This is a genomic window from Larkinella harenae (assembly GCF_054780515.1).
The window spans coordinates 1126151-1148220 of the sequence record NZ_BAAGWE010000001.1; the positions used below are offsets into that span (position 1 = coordinate 1126151).

Sequence of the window (22070 nt, forward strand, 5' to 3'; positions counted from 1 at the left end):
GGTTCAAATATCAAACTGCATCATGAGCTGTCGCTGCATCAAGGGCGGCAGGCCCGTAAGAGAACCTTGCGGCAGAACGATCACTTCATTGGTCGCCGTTGTGCCGTAGTTCAAGGCAATGTAGTTCTGGCCTTTTTTCAGTACCACTTTTTCGCTTTTTTCGTCGGGTTGGGTGCAGACTCCCTGGATGGTTAACTCAATGTCGTGTTTGGGATTGATCATCATAGCCCCGCAAAAATCGATGCGACCGGTTTGGGTGTCGATCTCAACATTACTTTTCGGGCCAACGGAAATCGAATAAGCGCTCTCGTGCAGGTCTTTATTGGCCGTCTCAGACGTGTTCGTGACAACAATAATCCCGCGGCTTTCGGTCTGATTGTGGAGAAAAAAAAACGTGGCTCCGGCCAGGAAAAAAAGCAAGACGGCCGCGGCCTGTCGCCAGTAAGTAACCGAAAAGGACTTTTTTTGCCGGGAAGGAAGCACTTTTTCGATGTCCTGCCACATTTCCTGCTGAACCGTAAACTTGCTTTCGCCAACCGGTAGGAGCAAAACCGGGTCTGGCGTCGTGTCGTCATCGAAAAGCCAGGCTTCAACCGCCTGTTGTTCGTCGGGCGTACATTGTCCGCGGTGGTATTTTTCGATAAGCTCCCTGCTGATCTTCATGAATGCGCTTTCGGCCGAATAGATGCTTTGAGTAAAAGTAGCACAAATAAGCGTTAACCGTAAGCCGTGGTGACAAACTAGGTGAAGTATTCGGAAAGATTGGCGCGCAGGGTGGATAGTGCACGGGTAATGTGGTATTCAACGGCCCTCTCCGAAATCAATAGCGAGATGGCAATCTCTTTGTTTGATAAGCCTTGTTCGCGGCTCATTTTGAACACGTTCCGGCACTGGCAGGGCAGTGTTTCGACCAGACCGTTAATTTTTTCTTTCAGGCTATTGTAGAAAATGTCGTTTTCGGTGCCGTTATCGGCCGTATATGCACGGCTAATAGCCTCCTGGGTATATTCTTGCCGAATCTTGCTGTTGCGCAGGTATTCGAACACCTTGAATTTGGCGGATCGGAGGAGGTATCGTTCGATGGAAACCGTAATTTCCAGTTCGTCACGGCGTTCCCAGAGCGACTTAAAAATGTCCTGCACCATGCCTTTGGATACTTCTGCATCGCGCAGGTTGTTGTAACAAACCGCAAAAACCGATTCCCAATGCCGCCCATAGATATCTCGAAACGATTGTTCATCGATTTTGAAAGTGGTCGTATGGGGTGGCGCTTCGTACATACCGGGGCGAAGAAAGCGCAAATATAGTACCCTGCTTTATTTTATCTAGAATTATTCTAAATTAATTAGCAGGTAACCGGCTATGATTCGCAAAAGCCGGTGTGATAGGGTCTGCATGCTGCGTAACCCGTCCAGATCGAAACCGTTAGTCCAGAAATAAAGAACTGTCGGCGTTCCATACTGCTACCTCATTCACCAGGCGCCTGGCTGAATGAGGTAGCAGTATGGTAATTGGACCCGATCGAATTGAACCGTCCGGAACGTTTCCCGGCATTGCCAGTTTAAAAGGTAAAGTGATAGCGCAGCGAAACAGCCCGGCCCGGCAGGTTATAGCCCCGCTTTTCGTAATAATTTTCGTCGGTCAGGTTGGTCACCTGGAGGCTCACCGTATGGTGCTGCGCCAGCGTATACGAAGTGCTCAGATCAAGCACCAGGTACGCCGGATATTCGATTTCCGGATTGGCCGCATCCGTAAAATCGGTGTCTTTCCGGTGTCCTATGTAGCGGCTCAGCAGCCGGGCTCGCCATCCTTTGAACGAATCGTATTCCAGCCCCGCGTTCAGGTTCATTCGGGCCACGTTGGCAATGTCACGGCGGGTCGTATTCCCATCCGTACTGACCAGGGTTTCGGAATACCAGAGCATTGAGGTCGCGTTGCCGAATAGCCGCAGGGAGTACCGATACGCCGTCAAGGCACCAAAATCGTAGCTAACTTCGGTTTCAATCCCACTCAGATCCGAATCGGCTGCGTTGACGTAGGTAGCCCGGGCCACGATAACATCCCCGTTTGGCTGCTTTTCGTTAACCTGCGTTACAATTCGGGCGATCCGATCTCGGACATCGGTATTGAAATACGTAATGGCCGCACTGAAACCGATTTTCGGACGGCTGAACGTCAGGCCAAGGTCATAGCTAATACTGTTTTCATTGGTCAGATTTGGATTGCCGCTGGTAATGGTGATGCGTCCGGTCGTGGTACGGGTTTCGGAGTATCCGGCGACGTTGTACGCATCGGGCGTGACGAAGGCCCGTCCCACGGTGCCCTTCATCCGCAAACCGGGCAGCACCTGAACCACAGCACCCAGGCTGGGACTAATGAATGGGTTTGCGGTTTTTCCCGGTTTAAACGTGGTTAAAAGCGGAGTTTCCTGCACGGCGAAGGTGATGTTATCGTAGCGGAGACCTGGTTGTAGTGTAAGCCGATCTTGCCCAAATGTGAGCAGGCCCTGCGCGTAAAAAGCTGACGAGCGAATGGTGTAATTGGGCTGCGTGGGCGCTCGTTCGGTATCGGCATTGCTCCAACTGCGGGATTGGGTGCCGGCCTTCAGGTAATCGTACCCAATCGTAAGATGGTGCCGCCCCAACTGCCAGCTATCCTTCAACTGAATACCCTGCCAGCGGTTACCGGTATTGGCGGAGAGAAAAGGAGTGACCGGTTTCCCCGCTACATTTGTCGTCTGATTGAAGTTGTTTTCTTCCGCCGTAAAGACGCGCAGGGTTGGTTTGTGCGGACCAATCTGACCGCTCAACGCCACTTCGCCCGACTGCCGGTCCACATCTTTGAGACTGGCCTGCGTGATTCCGTATGTAATATCACCCGGCGATTCGACATCGTTCGCGGTAAATTTTTCGCCCCGAACATCGACCCGCCAGTGGGAGTTCACCTGGTAACCTGCCCGTAGGGTTCCAGAATAATAGGTAAGCTTCGTGTTCGGACGGCTCAAACCGTCATCTTTACGGTCGTCGACGGTTTCGGGCGATAGATTAGGGGGATACTTGACGGCCTGATCGCCTTTGAGCAGATTCCGAAATAGATTCCCGTTCCCCAGCCTGTAATCGTGCGCCCGCTTCAGATAGCTGACCGATGCATCAAAATCAAGTCGTTTGGTGAGATTCCCGCCGATGTTTCCCGCGGCCTGATACGTTTGAAACGAGCCGTACTCGGCGAAGGCACCACCCCGGATGGCCCCCGTTGATCGCCGGGTAATGACGTTGATAACGCCCCCCATCGCCTGAGACCCGTACAAGGCTGATGCAGGCCCTTTCAAAACCTCGACCCGTTCCACATGATTGAGTCCGATGGTAGACAGGTTGGAGGCCCCCGCCGGTCGGCCATCAATGAGCAGTAATGTCCGTTGATTGAGCCCCGAAAACTGGGGGCGGAATCCCCGGATGCCAACCCCCGACGACAGGTTTGGATACTGAATGATGTTGACCGCAGTCAATTTCTTGACCAGATCCGTGACGTCGAAGGCCGGTGTCTGCTCGATGTCACGTCGGGTTATAACCGCGATTTGCTGCGGTACTTTGTCGCGTCTGATTTCCGAACGGGTGGCCGTTACGACTACTTCACTCAGGTCGCTTTGCCGAAGGCTGTCGGGGGAAACCGACTGGGCCCGTAAAGCCGTAAGAGAGAGTATACTTAGTGCCGGATAAAGGCAGGTGAGCCTCGGGAACCAACGGGTAGATCGATCGATAGATCGTTGTTTCATATACTAAGATGGAATGACTTCGAATAAGGTATAGACGCCGATGGCGATGGAAAAAATACCGACGGCATAATTGATCAAACGAACGGCTGACTGCCAGCGGTCAATGACCCGGGTGAGCGAGAAAGCCAGTAAACAACCGTACAGTGTCATGGCAGCGATGATGCCTACACTTTGCAGCACAATGATCCAGACCGCTGTCGATGCATCGCGGGCCGCCAGCGTCAGGGCCACGGTACACGCTCCGCCCGTGCCCGCCAAACCGTGGATCATGCCGACCCAGAACGACCGGCTGACCGGTTTGGGGGAAGTGGAGGGGGTAGCTTCAGGCTCCTGAGGTTTGTGATTGCGCCGGATGGCCACAAGGCCCAGCCAGATCATCAGCGGCCCCACCACGAGTTCAACCTGTTCGGCGATGTTGAGCGACAGGGCCGATTTTAACAACAGAATAAAACAGGCAAACAGAATGAGGGTAAACGAATGGCCCAGCGCCCAGTGCGACGATCGCCAGACGATGCGCCAGATTTGCTGATGATTGCGTTTTTCGGAAGCTAGCACCGACACGGCGGCCATGTGGTCGGGTTCGAAGGAATGCTGCACACCCAGGAGCAGCGAATCCAGAAGAAGTGGGTTGATCATGTGCGTTTACAGGGATTTGAGCCGGTGGCCATCCACGAAAAATGCAAACGCAATGCAGGAGTGGCCGCCCGCCGGGGCGCACTCAATCAACTGCCTGCCTGCTTTTCTTCCCGAAAGCACACCGGATAAAACGCTTAGTGGCAGGTCTTCTGGCTCGTTCAGTTCTGACGCCTTCCCATCCCCGATAAAGGAACAGTGGCAAATCGGTCAAAACGTTTTGTTGAACTATACAGCAGCGGGAACTGCTCCGATTAACACTACGTGGGTAGTGCGACGGATTCCCTTTTAAGCGCTTCGCGATGGAAGCGCACCCGTAAGCAGCCGCAAAAGTACAATTTTATTCATACCTTTGCGCCAGTAAGTATCTACTTCATTTCTCCAACAGGAAAATGGTTCGGCTTAACCGCTGATTAATAGGGAATCGGGTGTAAATCCCGAGCTGTCGCGCAACTGTAAGTAACGCACACACTAGCTACCCGGCGTGATTCGCACGCTTGATGTTCACTGGTTTGAAAAACTGGGAAGGACGGTAGCCAGGTTACAAGTCAGGAGACCTGCCTTTTTTCTTGCTGACAATGCTTTCGCGGTCTGAAGCACGGTCAAGATTGGCTTTCTCCGGCTGGTGTATGCGTATGCCAAAACGGATTGGTGCTGCGTTCCCCAAAGCACCGGTAGCCATTGCCCGTTTGCTCCTTCCCGCTCGCACGACGAAATGCTGGCAGAGACTTTTAAACTTATTTTTTCAAGTTAAAAGCTATGCACAAGCACCCCATTGACCACCCGCGACCTGGTGGCCCATTCGCTTCATTTTTTTGTTTTCTCAGGCCGATTGCGAAACTCGTGTTACTGGTTTCGATGGCTAGCCAAACCGTATGGGGCCAGTCGGCCACCGGTATTATTCGTGGGCAGATTCAGGCCGACACCGGCGAACCCCTGACGGCCATCACTATCCGGCTGGAAGGAACCGGCCTCGGGACTTCCACCGACGAAGAAGGCCAGTTTGTCCTCAAACGCGTACCGTCGGGCACCTACACGCTCATCGCCAGTGGAATTGGCTACGAAGCCCAGAAACAAAACATTACTGTAATTTCTCATGAAACAACTGTACTCCGTTATCAGCTGAACAGCCGCACCAACGAACTTTCGGAAGTGACTGTCACGTCGGTTCACAGCTCGGCTTACTCCTCCATCAATAAGCTCCCTATTCCCACCCGGGACATGCCGGTTACGACCAGTTCGGTGTCGGCCCGTATTATCGAACAGCGCGCCGTCGATGAACTGGGCGAAGCCGTCAAAAACACAACGGGGGTTCGGGCCAACAACACCTACGGCGGTTTTCAGCATTTTACGGTTCGGGGATTCAACAACTTCGTGCTGCTGGTGGATGGGGTCCGCGACGAACGGCACAACATTTCGACCAGCGCGCCCAGCACCAACCTGGCGAATGTGGAACGGATTGAAGTGCTGAAAGGTCCGGCATCGGTGTTGTTTGGCCATTCGGCCCTGGGCGGAATCATCAATATCGTTCGGAAGCGGCCGACGGCGGAGCAGAAAGCCGATTTCTCCGCCACGTACGGGAGCTTCAACACCCGGCGGATGCGGGCGGGTGTGGGCGGTGCGCTGAGTTCAAAACTGCGCTACCGGGCCGATTTCGGTCTTTCGGCCACGGACGGTTTCCGGCAGTCGGCGGTGAGCACCAACAACGCGTACCTGGCGCTGGAGTATACGCCCACCGAAAAGGATTATTTCTACCTGACGCTCGGCGCGAATAAAGACCGCTACGCTACCGATACCGGAATCCCGATGTTGCCCGGTGGCCTCGTCTCGCCGGGAATGGATATGAATACCCGCTACAACGATCCGGCGGATTTCCTGAAGAATACCAATTACAATGTCCAGTTACAGTATGTTCGCCAACTGACTTCCAACCTGCGTCTGTCGAATCAACTGTCGTATTCCCACGACAATATCGACTATTTTTCGACCGAACAGTTGACGTTCAACGCCCGGCGCGATTCCCTGAAACGGACCTCACCTTTGTATTTCAACCACATTACCAAACCCCTTCAGAACCAGTTCGAACTGACTTATGACCTGACTACCGGACCGGTGGAACAGAAAATTCTGGCGGGATATTCGCTCAGTGTGCTGGATCGGAAAACGTATAATGCCACCATTTTTGGTCCGGGCCGATTAAGCCAGATTGCCGTACAGAATCCGGTTCTGAATCAGGGTTATATCGATTATGTGACGACGCAGTACCGGGCGTCCGACGAAACCGTACACGGTTTTTACGTGCAGGACTGGCTGCGGTTTTCGGATAAACTCAAGGCGCTGGTGGGGTTGCGGTTTGACAGTTTCAAGGGCGTCTATTACACCGACAAGGTTGATGCCGACCGAAACGTGACGGAGCGCGGTGCTCAAACACCGATTTCAAAATCGGCCCTGACGTACCGCCTGGGCCTGGTCTATCAGCCCATTCAGTCGTTGTCGGTTTACGGGTCGTATTCAACCTACTTCAAACCGTCGCGCCGGATCGCACCCAACGGCGAAATTTTCGATCCCGAAACCGGCTATCAGGCCGAGGTGGGTAGCCGTCTGGAATTGGCACGACGCTGGACGGCAACGGGATCATTGTATTACATGCGCAAGGACAACCAGGTAGAAAGTCTGCCGGGCGGTGTGTTCAAAGGCATTGGCTCCGCCGAATCAAAAGGTTTTGAGGTGGACATGCAGGGCAGTCCGCTGGCCGGACTGGACATAACAGCTGGCTATACGTTTACACAGGCTAAATATCTGCCGTTTGCCGGGAGTGATGTTAATTCCGTGGCCGGGAACACGGCGGTGCTGGCGCCCAAACACATGGTCAATGTGTGGGTTAATTATGAGCTGCCCAAAACCGTACTTCGCGGGCTGAGCCTGGGGCTGGGTTCAAACTACATGAGCGATACCTACGCCAACAGCGCGAATACCTATGTACTGCCCGCTTATACCGTTGTGGATGGGGCCGTGGGGTACCGCATCGGGCGGGTGGGCCTGCGCCTGAACGTCAACAACCTGCTCAATGAGCGTTACTTCAACAACGTCATCATTACAAACCAGTTTTATCCGGGAGCCACCCGCAACTACCTGTTGACCCTGAAATACAGTCTGTAAACGTAGAAGAATCACCGGTTTTCCAAACAGAGAACCGGTGATTCAAAACCGAAAACCGCCCATGAAGACATTCGTCAAGTGGATGTTGCTCACCCATCGTTACCTGGGGTTTGCTCTGAGCCTGCTTTTCGTCATCTGGTTTCTATCGGGCTTCGTGATGATGTACGCGGGCTTCCCGACGATGAAATACCACCAGCGTTTGCAGCAGCTTCCGCCGGCTAATCTGAGTTCGTGCCAACTGACTCCACAGCAGGCTTTAGACCGCGCCGGAATGACCGATACCGTAAAAACCGTTCGGCTGGGGATGCTGCTCGACCGACCCGTCTACCGAATTGTTACCCAGTCCAATCAGCACAGGGCTGTTTATGCGGATACGGGCGAGCTTCTGCCGCTGGTTGATACGGTTTTGGCGGGGCGGATTGCGCGGGCGTTTGTGCACAACACCAGCCGACCCGCTTCCGTCGAAACGCTGCACCAGATCGATCAGTGGATGGCGGCCCACCGTTCGCAGGGGTATCTGCCCGAGGTGCATCGCTTTGTGATGGATGATCCCGCCCGGACGTACGTCTACGTATCAATGCATACGGGTGAGGCTGTGCAGATGCTCAACGCCCGCCAACGGTTTTGGGCCTGGCTGGGGCCGATCCCGCATTGGATTTACCCAACCGTGCTGATCCGAAACCGCCCGGTATGGAGTCAGGTCGTGATCTGGCTGTCGCTGGTGGGGACGGTGATGTGCGTAGCCGGTATGGTGATGGGAGTTGTGCGGTACAAACGAAACCGGTCCAATGCCTGGGCGTTCAGCCCTTACCGGAAAAAATGGTTTCGCTGGCACCATTACACCGGATTTGCTTTTGGTATTTTTGTGTTCACCTGGACGTTGAGTGGGTTGTTCTCCATGAGTCCGATTGAATTTGGACCTGATCCCGAACGGCGGCTGACGGAATTAAAAGCCTGGTCGGGCGGCCCTCTGAATCCGGTGGGTTTTACGGTGTCTCCGGCGCGGGCTGCGGTCCTGTTTCAGCCGCATTTATTGCTTAAGGAAATGCACCTGGTTCAGCTATTTGGCCGCCCGTACTTCCTGGCTTATCAGGATGATTTTCATACCCGCTTGCTGGCCGCCGATGATCCCGGTGCGCTTCCATTCGAGCAGTTTCCGACTGGTCCACTGGTGGCTCAGCTGACGGCTTTTAACCCCGGTAAACCCGTGCTGGAAGCACGCACACTGACGGAATATGATGATTATTATTATTCAAAAAAGCAGGAAAAGAGGCTACCGGTTTTGCGCATCAAAATTGATAACCCGGCCCAGAGCTGGTATTACGTGGATCTGAAAACGGGGCAGCTGGTTCTGAAACACGAAAACGGAAGCCGTCTGGAACGCTGGCTGTACCACGGTTTGCACAGTCTGGATTTTCGATTTCTGGTGTATAAGCGTCCTTTGTGGGATCTTGTCGTCGGGTTTCTGATGCTGGGGGGTACCGTTGTTAGTGTAACGGGGCTGGTTCTAACGGCAAAATGGCTCCGGCGCAAGCGTAAAAAACGATTTAAAACAGGAAAGCAGCCGGTGAAAACCGTTGGTCGTCGCACGGTTTTGCCATCTTCCGGAAAATTTCATGACTAACACAAAGGGATTTTCGCATTTTCTGCTGGCCGCGCCGTCCAGCGGTTCCGGCAAAACCACGCTGACGCTGGGGCTGTTGCGGGCGCTGGCCAACCGGGGGTTGCGGGTGCAGCCATTTAAGTGTGGTCCGGACTACATCGACACGCTGCACCACGGCACGGCTGCAGGCCGGACCTGTATCAACCTGGATTTGTTTATGGCCACGCCGGAACACGTTCGGGAATCGTACGGGCGGTACGCGTCCGGGGCCGATGTGGCCATTACGGAAGGCGTAATGGGCCTGTTCGACGGAGCCGACCGGATGCAGGGCAGCAGCGCGTCTGTGGCCGAATGGCTGGATCAGCCGGTGATACTGGTTGTCAATGCGAAAGCGATGGCCTATTCGGTGGCTCCGCTGCTCTACGGGTTCAAACATTTTTACCCGCGTATCCGACTCGTGGGCGCCATCTTCAACTTCGTTGGGTCGGTGTCTCACTACCGCTTTTTGCAGGATGCCTGCGCCGACGTCGGCGTGGAAGCGTTGGGCTATCTGCCCGCCGATTCCCGGTTTGCCATTCCGTCGCGTCATCTGGGGCTGCACATTTCCCACGAAACGGATTACGAACAGATCATCCAGGCGCTGGCCGAAGAGCTCCCCAAAACGGTTGATCTGGATCGGTTGCTGGCGGTTACCCGATTGGCCTCCCCGCCCGTTGCTCAGCCTACCCTCCACTACCCGAAACCACTGACTCCCCGGTGGATCAGCGTTGCGCGCGATGAAGCTTTTGCGTTCACGTATCCGCAGAATCTGGACGTGTTGGCGCGCTTTGGCGAGATTACTTTTTTCAGTCCGCTGCACGACACGATCCTGCCCAAAACCGACTTTCTGTACCTGCCGGGCGGTTATCCGGAATTATACGCGTCGACGCTCAATCAGAATGAAGCCATGCGGGAGCAGATTCGGGCGTATTGCCTGGCGGGCGGAATCACCTACGCGGAGTGTGGTGGCCTGATGTACCTGGGCCAGTCCATCCAGATCGCCGACGGCCAGACTGAATCTGTCCAACATAATGACGGCCAAACCATTCCCATGACCGGCGTTCTGGACTTGAAAACGTCCATGCTGTCCGCGAAATTAACCCTCGGTTATCGGGTGGTGGAGTGGAACGGATTGAGTCTAAAAGGACACGAATTTCATTATTCCGTGCCGCACGAAACAAGCCCACAAACATCCATTGCCATCATCACCAACGCGAAAGGCGTACCGGTTGAAACCAGGTTTTACCGAACCCAAAATACCTTTGCGTCCTACGTGCACATGTACTGGGGCGACCAACCCGCGTTTATTGAACAACTGATAGCGTCAGCTACGGATGACAGAAATGCTTCTAAAACCGTCCCGGCAGACCCGCGAAACTATGTCTGAGATCAAACGCCAACGCGTAACCCGTTCCGATGGGAAAGCCATCAACCTGGTACAGCGCCGGGGGCACCTGTCGTATTGTTACAACGCCTGCTGCTGTGGCCGCGTCGATCGGGGTTATGCGCCTATCCCGGTCGAATTGTACAAAAGCGAGTGGATGCGCCGGAAAATCCGTAACGTCGTTCACCTGACTAAAGGCGGTTGCCTGGGACCCTGCACGCTGGCGAACGTCGTTACCTTGCTGTTCGACGGGCATTCGGTCTGGTTTCACTCCATCAACAGTAACTGGCAAATTGTCGCCATTTTTGATTACATCGAAAGCATGATTGCCGCCGACGGTTTTTTGCCCCCGCCCGTCGATCTGTCGGAATATGTTTTCCAATTTTATACCTGGAAAGGCTCCGAAGCTGCGACTCAATTGGGACAAACCGCAACGCCGACGAACGGAATCGTGTTTCTGACCCATGCTGATACGGACCTGCTGACGCTGAACCGGGTTTTGCAGGAATTGCCGGACGATTTCCCGAGAACCACCGGAATCAGTCTGCTGGCCATTAAAAGCGAAGCACAGATGGCGCAACTCCTCGACCGGGAAATTGGGGCGGCCCGGATTATCATTTTACGAATCCACGGTCGGCCCAGCAGCGTGCCGGGATTCAGTGAACTGGTTCGACGGGCGAAAGATAAGGGCCAGCACCTAATCGTGATCAGCGGCACCGGCGAACTGAATCCGGAGTTTGCGGCCGTTTCGACGGTTTCGCCCGCCATTCTGCATGAAACGCTGGCTTACGTTCAGGCGGGGGGCTACCAGAACCTGACGTCGCTGCTGTATTTTCTGTCGGATCACCTGCTGATGACCGGGTTTGGTGCGGAAGCTCCCATTCAGTTACCCGAACACGGTATTTACCATCCCGATTTGCCCGAAAAGGCGGACCTGATTGACTGGGTGCAGCGGCACAATTCCGACCAGCCCACCGTTGGCATCACGTTTTACCGCTCGCACTGGATCAGCGGCAACACGGTTTTTGTGGATGCGCTGATTCGTTCGCTGGAAGACAAAGGGTTGAATGCGTTGCCCGTTTTTACGTCGTCGCTGAAAGCCACCGATCCCGCTACCGACGAACCGTTTGCCTTTGCCTATTTTCAGGCGGATCGGGGTGGGATTTCGGTTGATAATCTGATCAATACGATCTCCTACGCTATGACGGATGTGCGGTTGGGCGGGGAAGAAACGGCGTCGCAACGGGCCTTGTCCCGGCTGAACGTTCCGGTGTTTCAGGCCATCACGCCGGGCATGGCACGCGCACCCTGGGAGTCGTCGAGCCGGGGACTCAATCCGCTGGATACGGCGATGAACGTGGCGATTCCCGAATTTGACGGGCGGATCATTACGGTGCCGGTTTCGTTCAAGGAAAAAGAACGGAGTGCCCGGGGGTACGTTCCGCTCGACGATCGGGTGGAGCGCGTGACGGGGCTGGCGCTGCGGTTTTCCCGTTTGCGTAACCTGCCGAATGATCAAAAGCGAATCGCCTTTATTTTCACCAATTCCAATACAAAAGCGTCGCAGATCGGAAACGCCGTCGGGCTGGATGCCCCGGCGTCACTGCTCAATATGCTGCACGCCATGCAGGCCGAAGGCTATCGGGTTGAAAACCTGCCATTAACGGGTACCGAACTGATTCACCAGCTTATTGACCGTTGTTCGTACGACCAGACCCTGCTAACATCCGCGCAGCTAAAAACCGCAGCGGGTCGGATTTCGGTAAACCGGTATGCCGACTGGTTTGCCGAACTCCCCGAAGCCCTGCGGAACAAAATGGAAAAGCAGTGGGGGCCGCCCCCCGGCGAAACCTACGTTCACGACGGACACATCGCTCTGGCGGGTTTGAACCTCGGAAATGCGTTTGTGGCCCTCCAGCCACCCCGGGGTTACGGCATGGACCCCGATGCGATTTATCACCAGCCGGATTTAGCGCCGACGCACCATTATTACGCGCTGTACCGCTGGCTGCGCGACGACTGGGGTGCCGATGCGGTGGTTCACGTCGGAAAACACGGGACGTTGGAATGGCTGCCGGGCAAAGGCATCGGGCTATCGGCCAACTGCTTTCCCGATGCGTTTCTGGGTGATCTGCCGTTATTCTATCCCTTCATTATTAATGATCCCGGCGAAGGTTCGCAGGCCAAACGGCGCGCTCATGCGGTTGTTATTGATCACCTGACCCCGCCCATGACTTCCGCCGATAGTTACGGCGAACTGGCGCAACTGACGCAGTTGGTCGACGAATATTATCAGGTTGAAACGATGGACCCGGCCAAGCTGCCGCTGTTGCAACGCCAGATTTGGACGCTCATTAAACAGACGAATCTGGATGTGGACCTGTCGGCGATGCTCAGCCGCGACCACGGTGACCACAAGCACGATTGGGACGACGAGATGACGCCCGAAGGGGTGCCGGTGAGCCTGACCGAAATGGACGGAAAAGACGTTGCGCACCTGATTGAAGACATTGACGGTTATCTCTGCGAACTGGGGGCGGCTCAGATTCGCAACGGTTTGCATACGCTGGGAGAGATGCCAACGGGGGAGTCGTTGATTGATATGCTGCAATCGCTGACGCGCCTGGCCAACGCTACGGTGCCCGGCTTGCCAGCCGAAATGGCCCGGATTTTTGGACTAGACTGGATGGATTTACAAAACCGCAAAGGTGAGCGACTCGCTTCCGTTCCGGCCAAACTGGTCGAGCTAGCGGGTCGCCCGGTTGTCACCGGCTCCGATGCGCTGGATGTTCTGGATGAATTGGGGAATCATTTATTCCGGGTGGCGCAGCAGCACCGATTTCGGAGCGATCAGGTCAATCAGATGTTGTTCGAGACGTGTGCCGAATCGCCGACGAATCCACTCTTGTCCGGTGCGCGGCAGGTGTTAACCTACGTCTGCGAACGACTTCTGCCGAATTTAGCCCGCACCGACGATGAAATTTCGAATCTCCTGCACGGTTTGTCGGGGGGCTACGTTCCGGCAGGACCCAGTGGAGCACCCACGCGTGGCATGGCCCATATTTTGCCCACTGGTCGCAATTTTTACGCCGTCGATCCGCGTGCCCTGCCCTCGCAGGCTGCCTGGGAAGTGGGTCAGCAACTGGCGCGGGAAGTGCTCGACCGACACCGGAAAGAAACGGGCCGGTATCCCGAGAGCGTCGGCATCAGCATCTGGGGAACCAGCGCCATGCGCACCAGTGGCGACGATGCCGCCGAGGTGCTGGCGCTGCTGGGGGTGCGCCCGGTCTGGCAGGCCGAAAGTCGGAGGGTGGTTGAGCTGGACGTTATTCCGCTGGCTGAGCTGGGACGCCCCCGCATTGATGTGACCACCCGGATCAGTGGCTTTTTTCGGGATGCCTTTCCGCACCTGATCGAGTTGCTGGACGAAGCCGTCCAACGCGTTATTGCGCTGGATGAACCCCTGGACCAGAACTTTGTCCGAAAGCATTATTTGGCGGATTTGGCGCAATTGCAAGCGCAGGATGTGCCGCTGGAAGAAGCCGAAGAACGGGCCGGTTACCGGATTTTCGGGGCGGCTCCCGGAACCTATGGCGCGGGAATTCTGCCGCTGATGAACGAGAAAAACTGGCATACCGATGCAGATTTAGCCCAGACCTACATCAACTGGGGGGGCTATGCCTATTCCCAGTCGGTACAGGGGGCGGATGCGCGAACCGAGTTCCGGCAGCGGCTGTCGGGAGTAGAGGTAGCACTGCACAATCAGGACAACCGCGAACACGATATTTTCGACAGTGATGATTACCTCCAGTTTCACGGGGGAATGATTGCTACGATCCGGAGTCTGACCGGTCAGCAACCGAAGCATTATTTCGGGGATTCGCAGAACCCGGCGCAGCCCGTCGTGCGCGACCTGAAAGAAGAAGCTTTGCGCGTGTTTCGCTCGCGGGTTGTCAACCCGAAATGGCTCGATAGCATCAAACGACACGGTTACAAAGGCGGTTTGGAACTGACGGCCACGGTGGATTACTTGTTCGGCTACGACGCCACGGCGCAGGTTGTGGATGACTGGATGTACGAAAAAGTGGGCGAAACTTACGCCCTTGATCCCGCCATGCAGCAGTTTTTTGCCGAAAGCAACCCCTGGGCTTTGAACGCCATTGCGGAGCGACTGCTCGAAGCGGTTCAGCGGGGCATGTGGGCAGCGCCGTCTCCCGAGATGGTGCGGGCCCTACAGGATGTATATTTGAACAGTGAAAGCCTGCTGGAAGCGCGGAGCGAGTGAACAATGAAATGATGACATACCCATTTTCGGCCCTTGTTGGGCAACCTACCCTAAAATTGGCGTTGTTGCTGTGTGCGGTCAACCCCGGCATTGGGGGCGTCTTGGTTCGGGGCGACAAAGGAACCGCGAAAAGTACGGCTGTGCGCGGGCTTTCGGCCATCATGCCACCCATTCAACGCGTGGCGGGTTCGCGGTTCAACTGCCTGCCGGATGAACCACTGGCGGAATGCGAAGCCTGCCAGCAGCCCGATCGGCGGGTGGAAGAAATTCCCGTTCCGTTCGTTGACCTTCCGCTGGGAGCCACCGAAGACCGGGTGCTGGGCAGTCTGGATCTGGAGGGGGTACTGGTGGAACGAAAACGAAAATTGCTGCCCGGTTTACTGGCTTCGGCCCACCAGGGAATTCTATACATTGACGAGGTAAACCTGCTGGCGGATCACCTGGTCGATGGGTTGCTGGATGTTGCGGCTATGGGAGTCAATACGGTTCAGCGCGACGGTTTGTCTGTTAGCCACCCGGCGCGGTTCGTTCTGATCGGTACGATGAATCCCGAGGAAGGCAATCTGCGTCCGCAGTTTCTCGACCGGTTCGGCCTGGTGGTCGATGTGGTGGCCCCGCGCGACGTCGCCGAGCGCACGGAGGTCGTTCGTCGGCGGATTGCCTTTGAAGCGAATCCGGCGGTTTTTGTGAACGAATGGGCCGCCGGGCAACAGACGTTACAACAGCAACTCCGGCAAGCCCGCCAACTGTTGCCGTCAGTTCGGTTGGCGGATGGTTTGCTGACACTCATCAGCCAGCTTTGTGCAGACTTGAACGTGGCCAGTTTGCGGGCCGATATTGTGATGCACAAAACTGCGCGAACCCTGGCTGCGTTGGCCGGGCGCACCGACGTTACCGCCGATGATATTCGGCAGGCTGCCGAATTAGCATTACCCCACCGGCAACGGAAAAAAACGAACGGAAATAACGTGCCGCCTACGCCGGATCTGGATGAGTGGTTGCCACCGAATCAGCCGCCATCGGGCCAGAACCCGTCCGAAGCGCCTTCCGCGTCCTCCGAACCTCCGCAAGCTGCAAACGAAGAAACCGATACGCAGCCCGGGCCGCAACCGGAACAGGTTTTTGGAGCTTTGCCCGTTGCAGAAACACCGGCACTAATTTCGGAGTGGCTGGAGCGAAAGCCCGTTTTGGAAGGTCGGCGAAATCCCGCGAAGGACATGGATCGGGGACGGGTCATTCGGGCTGTTCCGCAGGCTACGCCAACCGATCTGGCTGTTCCGGAAACCCTGCGGAGCGCATTGTTGCAGGATACTGATCACCTCACCATCACCCGCGCTGACCTGCACCAAACCGTGCGGGCGGGCAAAACGGGGCACCTGATTCTGTTTGTCGTGGATGCGTCGGGGTCAATGGCGGCCGGAAAGCGCATGGAAGCCGTAAAAGGCAGTGTGCTTAGCTTGTTGACGGACGCCTACCAACACCGCGACAGCGTGGGCGTTGTTGCATTTCGGGGTGTTGATGCACAGCTTTTATTGCCCCCCACCCGCGATCTGGAGCAAGCCGAACTAGCCTTACAACAGCTGCCAACGGGCGGCCGAACGCCCTTGCCCCACGCGCTTCAACTGGCCGAACAGATCGTTCAGCAGGTTGTTCTATCAGGAAATAACCAGCCGTTTCTGGTAATCCTCAGTGATGGTAAAGCCAACGTGCCCCTGCCAGGTGGTGGCGATGCCTGGCAACAAACCGTTCAGTTGGCCACGCAGTTGCAAGCGCAGCGGATTCCGGCGCTGGTGCTGGATACTGAAACCGATTACCTGCGGCTGGGCCGGGCTGCGGAACTGGCCAAAGCCTTGGGTGCGGAGTGCCGTTCGCTCAATGAGCTGTCGGTTGAGGCCCTCACCGAAACCGTATCAAACCAAATGAATGCCTTGAGAACTCATGCGTAAACTCCGCCCAATCATGTTTGTCGGAACGGCCTCCGACGTCGGGAAAAGCGTCATTACTGCCGGATTCTGCCGGATTTTTAAACAGGACGGTTTTCAGCCCGCGCCCTTTAAGGCGCAGAATATGTCGCTCAACAGCTACGCAACGCCCGACGGGTTGGAAATAGGCCGGGCGCAGGCGGTGCAGGCCGAAGCCGCGGGCATTGCCTGCCATACCGACATGAACCCGGTTTTGCTCAAACCCACCAACGATAAAAGCTCGCAGGTCATCCTGAATGGAAAACCCATTGGCAATCAGTCGGCGTATGACTATTTCATGGGGAACGACCGGGCTGGATTGTTTACAGCTGTCAAAGACGCCTTTGATCGGCTGACGGACCAATATTCGCCCGTTGTGATGGAAGGCGCGGGCAGCATTTCGGAGCTGAACCTGAAACACCGTGACATTACCAACCTGCGGATGGCGCACCACGCCGGAGCCGCTACCTACCTGATTGGCGATATCGACCGGGGTGGGTTGTTTGGCAGCGTATACGGCACCATCGCCTTGCTGACTCCCGAAGAACGGGCGCTTATCAAAGGAATCATCGTAAATAAATTTCGGGGAGACGCCCGCTTGTTTGAGGACGGAAAATGCATGTTGGAAAAACTCACGGGCGTGCCGGTAGTGGGCATCTTACCGTACTTTCGGGACATTTTTATTGAAGAGGAAGACTCGGTGGCGCTGGAACAGAAATTCCGCAAAACCGTGGCCGGGAAAATCAATGTAGCGGTTATTTTGCTGAAACGGCTTTCCAACTTTACCGACTTTGACCGGCTGGAGCAGGACCCGCGTGTGAACCTGTTTTATACCAACCAACCCGCCGACCTCGCGCAAGCCGATATTGTGATTCTTCCCGGCAGCAAAAACACCCTTGATGATTTGCTGACTCTTAAAAATAACGGAGTGGGCGCGGCCATTGTGGCGGCTTATAAAAAAGGGAAAACCGTGGTCGGCATTTGCGGAGGCTACCAGATGCTGGGCGAAACGGTGGAAGATCCCGATCACCTGGAAAGCTCGCTTGAAGCCCTGCCGGGTCTGGGACTGTTGCCCGTACGAACGGTTTTGCAGCCCGTAAAAACCACGGAGCAACGGCGGTTTACCTACCGGCAGTTGTCCCATCCCTGTCAGGGCTACGAAATTCACATGGGCCACACAACGGTCAACGGAGAGCCGAATCCCGTGGCGCGGCTGGAGAACGGTCAGCCGGACGGTTTTGTGCTGAACCGGCGCTGCTGGGGCACGTACCTGCACGGTATTCTGGACAATGACGTGGTGGTGGACGATCTGCTGGCCGACTATGCAACCCACCAAAGTGAGCACCCCTTCGATTTTCGGCACTTTAAAGAGCTGCAATACGATCGACTGGCCGAAGTAATCCGGGAACACGTGGATATGGAACAGATTTATCGAAGTTTAACGGTTGACAAATAGATGCTGCACGGACATGGCGACGACAGGGACCGCTACCAACAGCCCATCCGGGCGGATTTTAGCACCAATGTGTGGTACGGCGGGGAGCCGAAGGGACTAAAAGAACATCTTTTCAATCAGTGGGAGCGGATCAATCGCTATCCGGAAGTGGTGGCCGACAGCCTCGCCTGGCAGATAGCTGAACACCATCGCGTGGCCCCCGAGCAGGTGTTGATTAGCAGTGGCACCACCGAGAGCATTTACCTGACGGCCCAGGCATATGCCCACCGGAGAACGACCCTAGTCATCCCGGCTTTTGCCGAATACGAGGATGCGGGGCGGATGCATCACCACACGATCCAGTTTCTGCACTGGCAGGATTTGCCGTCCTTACCCCGGCTCACGAGCGACCTGGTGTTTATCTGCAATCCGAACAATCCGACGGGTAGCGGTTTTCATCAGCTGGCCGATTGGATGCGCCAGAATCCGCAAACATTGTTTGTGGTCGACGAAGCCTTTATCGAATTTACCGCTCAGCTTGATACGATTATACCACTTCTGAGCTATTTTGAAAATCTGCTGGTTATGCGCTCTCTGACGAAAGCCTACGCCATTCCGGGTTTACGGCTGGGTTATGTGGTGGGTACGCCCTCGCTCATCGAGCAACTGAAACAGTGCAAACAACCCTGGACGGTCAACGCAATGGCGCTGGCTGCCGGACAGTTTATTTTTGACCAGTACGACCGTGTGCAGGTGCCGCTGGTGCGGTTGCTGGCAGACAAGGAAACGTTCGTTGATCAGCTACGACGCCATTCTGCGGTGGAAGTATACGAAAGCAGTACCCATTTTTTCCTGGCCCGAACGCGGAAAGGAAATGCCGCTCAGCTAAAAACGTTTCTGGTGGAAAAGCACGGTTTGCTGATTCGGGATGCCAGTAACTTCCGGGGACTGGACGCCGGTCATTTTCGGGTCTGCACCCTCTCGCCCGACAAAAACCCGCTACTCGTTAACGCCCTGGCCGAATGGAGCAGTTAGTGGTATTCTCCTTGCCTTTGCTGATTGGTTACGGGCTGGACCTGCTGATCGGCGATCCTGACAACTGGCCCCACCCAGTTCGGGTGTTTGGGACGCTGATTGCCCGAGGAGAACGGTTTTTGAATCACGGTGGTAAGCGGTTCTGGAAGGGCGCTTTGCTTGCTGCCGGGCTGTGCGTGCTGACGTACCTGTTCTTTTATGGAATAAACCAGCTCATGGCGGGTATTCATCCGGCGCTCTTTGTACTCACCAACGCCCTTTTTGTCTGGTATGGGTTGGCCAACCACAGCCTGATCAGGGAGGGCAAAGCCGTTTTTCGCGTCTTGGAGCAGGAGGGTGTGGAAGCTGGCCGGCGGCAACTTTCGCGCATTGTCGGGCGGGATACGTCGCGCCTGAGTCCGCAGCAAATTCGGATTGCGGTGCTCGAAACCATGTCCGAAAACCTCAGCGATGGCGTCATTGCGCCTTTGTTTTTTTACGGATTGGCGGGCGTTCCTGGTCTGATGACCTACAAGATGATCAATACCCTCGATTCGATGATTGGCTACCGCAGCGAACGCTACGAGCAGTTTGGGAAGTTAGCCGCCCGGCTGGATGACGTGGCCAACTTCCTTCCGGCCCGGTTAACGACGGTATTGATGGCGTTGGTGACGGGGAGTGGACGCGGGTTGCGCGTTGCGGGGCAGTACGGGCATCGGCACAAAAGCCCCAATGCGGGCTACCCCGAAGCGGCTCTGGCCGGAATTCTGAACTGCCGGTTTGGCGGGCCGAACGTCTACCACGGCGTGCTGGTTGAAAAACCGTACATCGGAGCGCACGACCGGCCGATTCTGCCGGACGAAATCGGGCGGGTTAGCGGAATCAACCAGCGCGTCTGTCTGGTGATGGTCATTGGTTTGGTGGTAATTGATTTATTCGTACGGTTTTATGGGTAAGTACGTTATTTCGGGCGGGCCGGGCGCTGGCAAAAGTACCCTGCTCGACGCGCTGCGTTTGGACGGTTTTTGCTGCTTTGATGAAATTTCCCGGCAACTCATTCAGGAGGAGGTGGCTAAAGAAAGCACGTGCCTGCCGTGGCAGAATTTGCGGTGTTTTGCGCAACTGGCGTTGCAGCGGATGATTGAACAGCACCAGCGGGCTTCAATAAATACCGACGGAACGGTTTCGTTTTTTGATCGCGGGATTCCTGATATTATGGCCTACATGCAGGTTGGCGGGCTACCGGTTGATGCGTCGTGGTACCAGCTGGTTCGGCAATTTCCGTACGAACCGCTGGTGTTTATGGCCCCGCCCTGGGAAAGCATTTATGTCAACGACAGCGAGCGCTGGCAGACCTTTGCCGAAGCATCGGCATTGCACCGCGCCCTGGTCGCTACGTATCAGGTGCTTGGTTACACCATTCTGGAATTGCCCCGGGTAACGGTTTCGGAGCGGGTTATCTTTGTCCGCGATGCCGTGAAGAATCAGGGTGTACGCAGCTGCACAACGGCTCCGTAATCGACTTTAAGGGAGAAAACCGTTGCGAGTGGAAGCTTTTGGTCGGCGGCCAGGAGCAGGCGGATTACTCCGCCATGCGTCACAATTCCGGCGGTTTGATAGGGCAGGCGGATCAATTCTGCCCAGAACGCCGTAACCCGTTCGTTCATCTGAACCATGCTTTCGCCGTTAGGTGAACAAACGTTTACATAATCATCCATCCAGGCCTTTGATTCGTTCGGGTCGACGGTATCCCAGGTTTTGCCTTCCCAATCGCCAAAATGAAACTCGCACAGACGATCATCGATCATGAATGCCGGAGCCAGTTGCTCCGCCAGCTGCGTGCAGCGACGTGACGGGCTGGAATACCAGGCGTCGAGCCGGGCCGGAAGTTTATTCCGAATCTGGGCCACTTCATCCGGAAAGCTGTTCAGCAGATCGACTTCCGTCCGCCCGTAAATCAGTCCGGGGGCGACGGCGGGCGTTGTGTGGCGAATCAGGTGAATTTCCATATGAAAACCGTCAGGATGTACACGCCAATTTCGCAAACCTGCTGCGTAGCGCCCAGACAATCACCGGTATAGCCGCCGATCCATTTGGTAAAATACCGGCCCAGATACCATTTAACAGCGTACAGAAGAAGCGGAAGGATAAGGAATATGGACCGGTCTGTTAGCCAGGCTAACGTTAGCAACGGAAGTACCGCAAATAGCCCCGCCGTCACCAGCGTCCGGGTGCTGCCTGCCTGCGCAACGGGTTTGGCTTTGCTATCGGGCGCATCCCGAACGTACGGATGGGTGAACAGGAAGGTGGCCGCCATAAACCGGCTCAGGGCGTGGGCGGTGATCAGAAGCGCGACAAGCTGAACCGGTTGGATCTGGAAAATCGGGGCCAGATTCAGAAGCAGCGTAAATTTTAGACCCAGTAGCAGTAGCAATCCCACAACACCGTAGGTGCCAATCCGGCTGTCTTTCATGATTTCCAGGATTCTGGCTTTGGTCCAGCCGCCCCCGAATCCGTCGCAAACGTCGGCAAAACCGTCTTCGTGAAACGCGCCAGTGGTCAGCACCGAGGCAATCATGGAAAGAATCAGGCCCGTAGAAACATCAACCAGATAGCTCCCAACCAGCCAGCTGACGGCGGCAACAAGGCCCACAATCCAGCCCACCAGCGGCAAATACCGGGTAGCCTGGTTGAGCGCGGCATCGCTATAGCCCACCCAGCGGGGAACGGGCAGCCGGGTGTAGAACTGGATTGCCGTCAAAAAGAGTCGAAGTTCCTGCTTCAT

General features: G+C 55.7%; 15 protein-coding genes and 2 riboswitches. Of the genes, 9 read left to right on the forward strand and 6 right to left on the reverse strand.

Translation table 11 applies throughout. The features are described 5' to 3' along the window. Positions 1 to 3 precede the first annotated feature (3 nt). From ACYVH9_RS04570 to ACYVH9_RS04585, 4 genes are all read right to left on the reverse strand, one after another. A complete protein-coding gene (locus ACYVH9_RS04570; RefSeq protein WP_460635114.1) occupies positions 4 to 663 on the reverse strand; it encodes a hypothetical protein in 660 nt (219 codons plus the stop codon). A gap of 77 nt (positions 664 to 740) precedes the next feature. Then, a complete protein-coding gene (locus tag ACYVH9_RS04575) occupies positions 741 to 1301 on the reverse strand; it encodes an RNA polymerase sigma-70 factor (protein WP_460635115.1) in 561 nt (186 codons plus the stop codon). Positions 1302 to 1561: 260 nt separating this feature from the next. Then, positions 1562 to 3772: a TonB-dependent receptor plug domain-containing protein gene (locus tag ACYVH9_RS04580; protein WP_460635116.1), complete on the reverse strand. Its 2211-nt coding sequence runs from the start codon at positions 3770 to 3772 to the stop codon at positions 1562 to 1564. 3 nt (positions 3773 to 3775) lie between these two features. Beyond that, on the reverse strand, positions 3776 to 4408 hold the full coding sequence (locus tag ACYVH9_RS04585; protein ID WP_460635117.1) for a hypothetical protein: 633 nt from the start codon (positions 4406 to 4408) through the stop codon (positions 3776 to 3778). 122 nt (positions 4409 to 4530) lie between these two features. Then, positions 4531 to 4738: riboswitch (cobalamin riboswitch) on the reverse strand. Between the two features lie 43 nt (positions 4739 to 4781). After that, a riboswitch (cobalamin riboswitch) is annotated at positions 4782 to 4984 on the forward strand. 279 nt (positions 4985 to 5263) lie between these two features. Between ACYVH9_RS04585 and ACYVH9_RS04590 the strand changes: the two genes are divergently transcribed. From ACYVH9_RS04590 to ACYVH9_RS04630, 9 genes are all read left to right on the forward strand, one after another. Beyond that, positions 5264 to 7564 carry a TonB-dependent siderophore receptor gene (locus ACYVH9_RS04590; protein WP_460635118.1) on the forward strand — a complete coding sequence of 767 codons (2301 nt, stop codon included), beginning with the start codon at positions 5264 to 5266 and terminating at the stop codon, positions 7562 to 7564. A gap of 61 nt (positions 7565 to 7625) precedes the next feature. After that, a complete protein-coding gene (locus tag ACYVH9_RS04595; RefSeq protein WP_460635119.1) occupies positions 7626 to 9188 on the forward strand; it encodes a PepSY domain-containing protein in 1563 nt (520 codons plus the stop codon). Beyond that, positions 9181 to 10593 (forward strand): cobyrinate a,c-diamide synthase, encoded by a 1413-nt coding sequence (locus ACYVH9_RS04600; RefSeq protein WP_460635120.1) that lies wholly within the window; start codon positions 9181 to 9183, stop codon positions 10591 to 10593. The genes ACYVH9_RS04595 and ACYVH9_RS04600 overlap by 8 nt, the downstream gene beginning before the upstream one ends. Then, positions 10586 to 14875 carry a cobaltochelatase subunit CobN gene (gene cobN, locus ACYVH9_RS04605; RefSeq protein WP_460635121.1) on the forward strand — a complete coding sequence of 1430 codons (4290 nt, stop codon included), beginning with the start codon at positions 10586 to 10588 and terminating at the stop codon, positions 14873 to 14875. Before ACYVH9_RS04600 ends, cobN begins: the two co-directional genes overlap by 8 nt. An 11-nt stretch (positions 14876 to 14886) precedes the next feature. Then, on the forward strand, positions 14887 to 16821 hold the full coding sequence (locus ACYVH9_RS04610; RefSeq protein WP_460635122.1) for a magnesium chelatase subunit D family protein: 1935 nt from the start codon (positions 14887 to 14889) through the stop codon (positions 16819 to 16821). Beyond that, entirely contained in the window at positions 16814 to 18292 is a 1479-nt protein-coding gene (locus tag ACYVH9_RS04615; RefSeq protein ID WP_460635123.1) for a cobyric acid synthase, read from the forward strand. The genes ACYVH9_RS04610 and ACYVH9_RS04615 overlap by 8 nt, the downstream gene beginning before the upstream one ends. Beyond that, on the forward strand, positions 18293 to 19306 hold the full coding sequence (locus tag ACYVH9_RS04620) for a pyridoxal phosphate-dependent aminotransferase (protein ID WP_460635124.1): 1014 nt from the start codon (positions 18293 to 18295) through the stop codon (positions 19304 to 19306). Next, positions 19294 to 20241 carry an adenosylcobinamide-phosphate synthase CbiB gene (gene cbiB / locus ACYVH9_RS04625; RefSeq protein WP_460635125.1) on the forward strand — a complete coding sequence of 316 codons (948 nt, stop codon included), beginning with the start codon at positions 19294 to 19296 and terminating at the stop codon, positions 20239 to 20241. The genes ACYVH9_RS04620 and cbiB overlap by 13 nt, the downstream gene beginning before the upstream one ends. Beyond that, entirely contained in the window at positions 20234 to 20803 is a 570-nt protein-coding gene (locus tag ACYVH9_RS04630) for an AAA family ATPase (protein ID WP_460635126.1), read from the forward strand. Before cbiB ends, ACYVH9_RS04630 begins: the two co-directional genes overlap by 8 nt. On the opposite strand, the gene cobC is transcribed toward ACYVH9_RS04630, so the two are convergent. Then, positions 20770 to 21294, reverse strand: coding sequence for an alpha-ribazole phosphatase family protein (gene cobC, locus ACYVH9_RS04635; protein WP_460635127.1), 525 nt, complete (start codon positions 21292 to 21294; stop codon positions 20770 to 20772). The genes ACYVH9_RS04630 and cobC overlap by 34 nt on opposite strands. Next, on the reverse strand, positions 21279 to 22070 hold the full coding sequence (locus tag ACYVH9_RS04640; protein WP_460635128.1) for an adenosylcobinamide-GDP ribazoletransferase: 792 nt from the start codon (positions 22068 to 22070) through the stop codon (positions 21279 to 21281). Before ACYVH9_RS04640 ends, cobC begins: the two co-directional genes overlap by 16 nt.

What these genes read in the sequence shown, in the direction of transcription:
- ACYVH9_RS04570 (WP_460635114.1), bottom strand. Translation starts at nt 663, where the DNA reads ATGAAGATCAGCAGGGAGCTTATCGAAAAATACCACCGCGGACAATGT.
- ACYVH9_RS04640 (WP_460635128.1), bottom strand. Translation starts at nt 22,070, where the DNA reads ATGAAGCAGGAACTTCGACTCTTTTTGACGGCAATCCAGTTCTACACC.
- cobC (WP_460635127.1), bottom strand. Translation starts at nt 21,294, where the DNA reads ATGGAAATTCACCTGATTCGCCACACAACGCCCGCCGTCGCCCCCGGA.
- cbiB (WP_460635125.1), top strand. Translation starts at nt 19,294, where the DNA reads ATGGAGCAGTTAGTGGTATTCTCCTTGCCTTTGCTGATTGGTTACGGG.
- cobN (WP_460635121.1), top strand. Translation starts at nt 10,586, where the DNA reads ATGTCTGAGATCAAACGCCAACGCGTAACCCGTTCCGATGGGAAAGCC.
- ACYVH9_RS04610 (WP_460635122.1), top strand. Translation starts at nt 14,887, where the DNA reads ATGACATACCCATTTTCGGCCCTTGTTGGGCAACCTACCCTAAAATTG.
- ACYVH9_RS04600 (WP_460635120.1), top strand. Translation starts at nt 9,181, where the DNA reads ATGACTAACACAAAGGGATTTTCGCATTTTCTGCTGGCCGCGCCGTCC.
- ACYVH9_RS04620 (WP_460635124.1), top strand. Translation starts at nt 18,293, where the DNA reads ATGCTGCACGGACATGGCGACGACAGGGACCGCTACCAACAGCCCATC.
- ACYVH9_RS04580 (WP_460635116.1), bottom strand. Translation starts at nt 3,772, where the DNA reads ATGAAACAACGATCTATCGATCGATCTACCCGTTGGTTCCCGAGGCTC.
- ACYVH9_RS04595 (WP_460635119.1), top strand. Translation starts at nt 7,626, where the DNA reads ATGAAGACATTCGTCAAGTGGATGTTGCTCACCCATCGTTACCTGGGG.
- ACYVH9_RS04590 (WP_460635118.1), top strand. Translation starts at nt 5,264, where the DNA reads ATGGCTAGCCAAACCGTATGGGGCCAGTCGGCCACCGGTATTATTCGT.
- ACYVH9_RS04630 (WP_460635126.1), top strand. Translation starts at nt 20,234, where the DNA reads ATGGGTAAGTACGTTATTTCGGGCGGGCCGGGCGCTGGCAAAAGTACC.
- ACYVH9_RS04585 (WP_460635117.1), bottom strand. Translation starts at nt 4,408, where the DNA reads ATGATCAACCCACTTCTTCTGGATTCGCTGCTCCTGGGTGTGCAGCAT.
- ACYVH9_RS04615 (WP_460635123.1), top strand. Translation starts at nt 16,814, where the DNA reads ATGCGTAAACTCCGCCCAATCATGTTTGTCGGAACGGCCTCCGACGTC.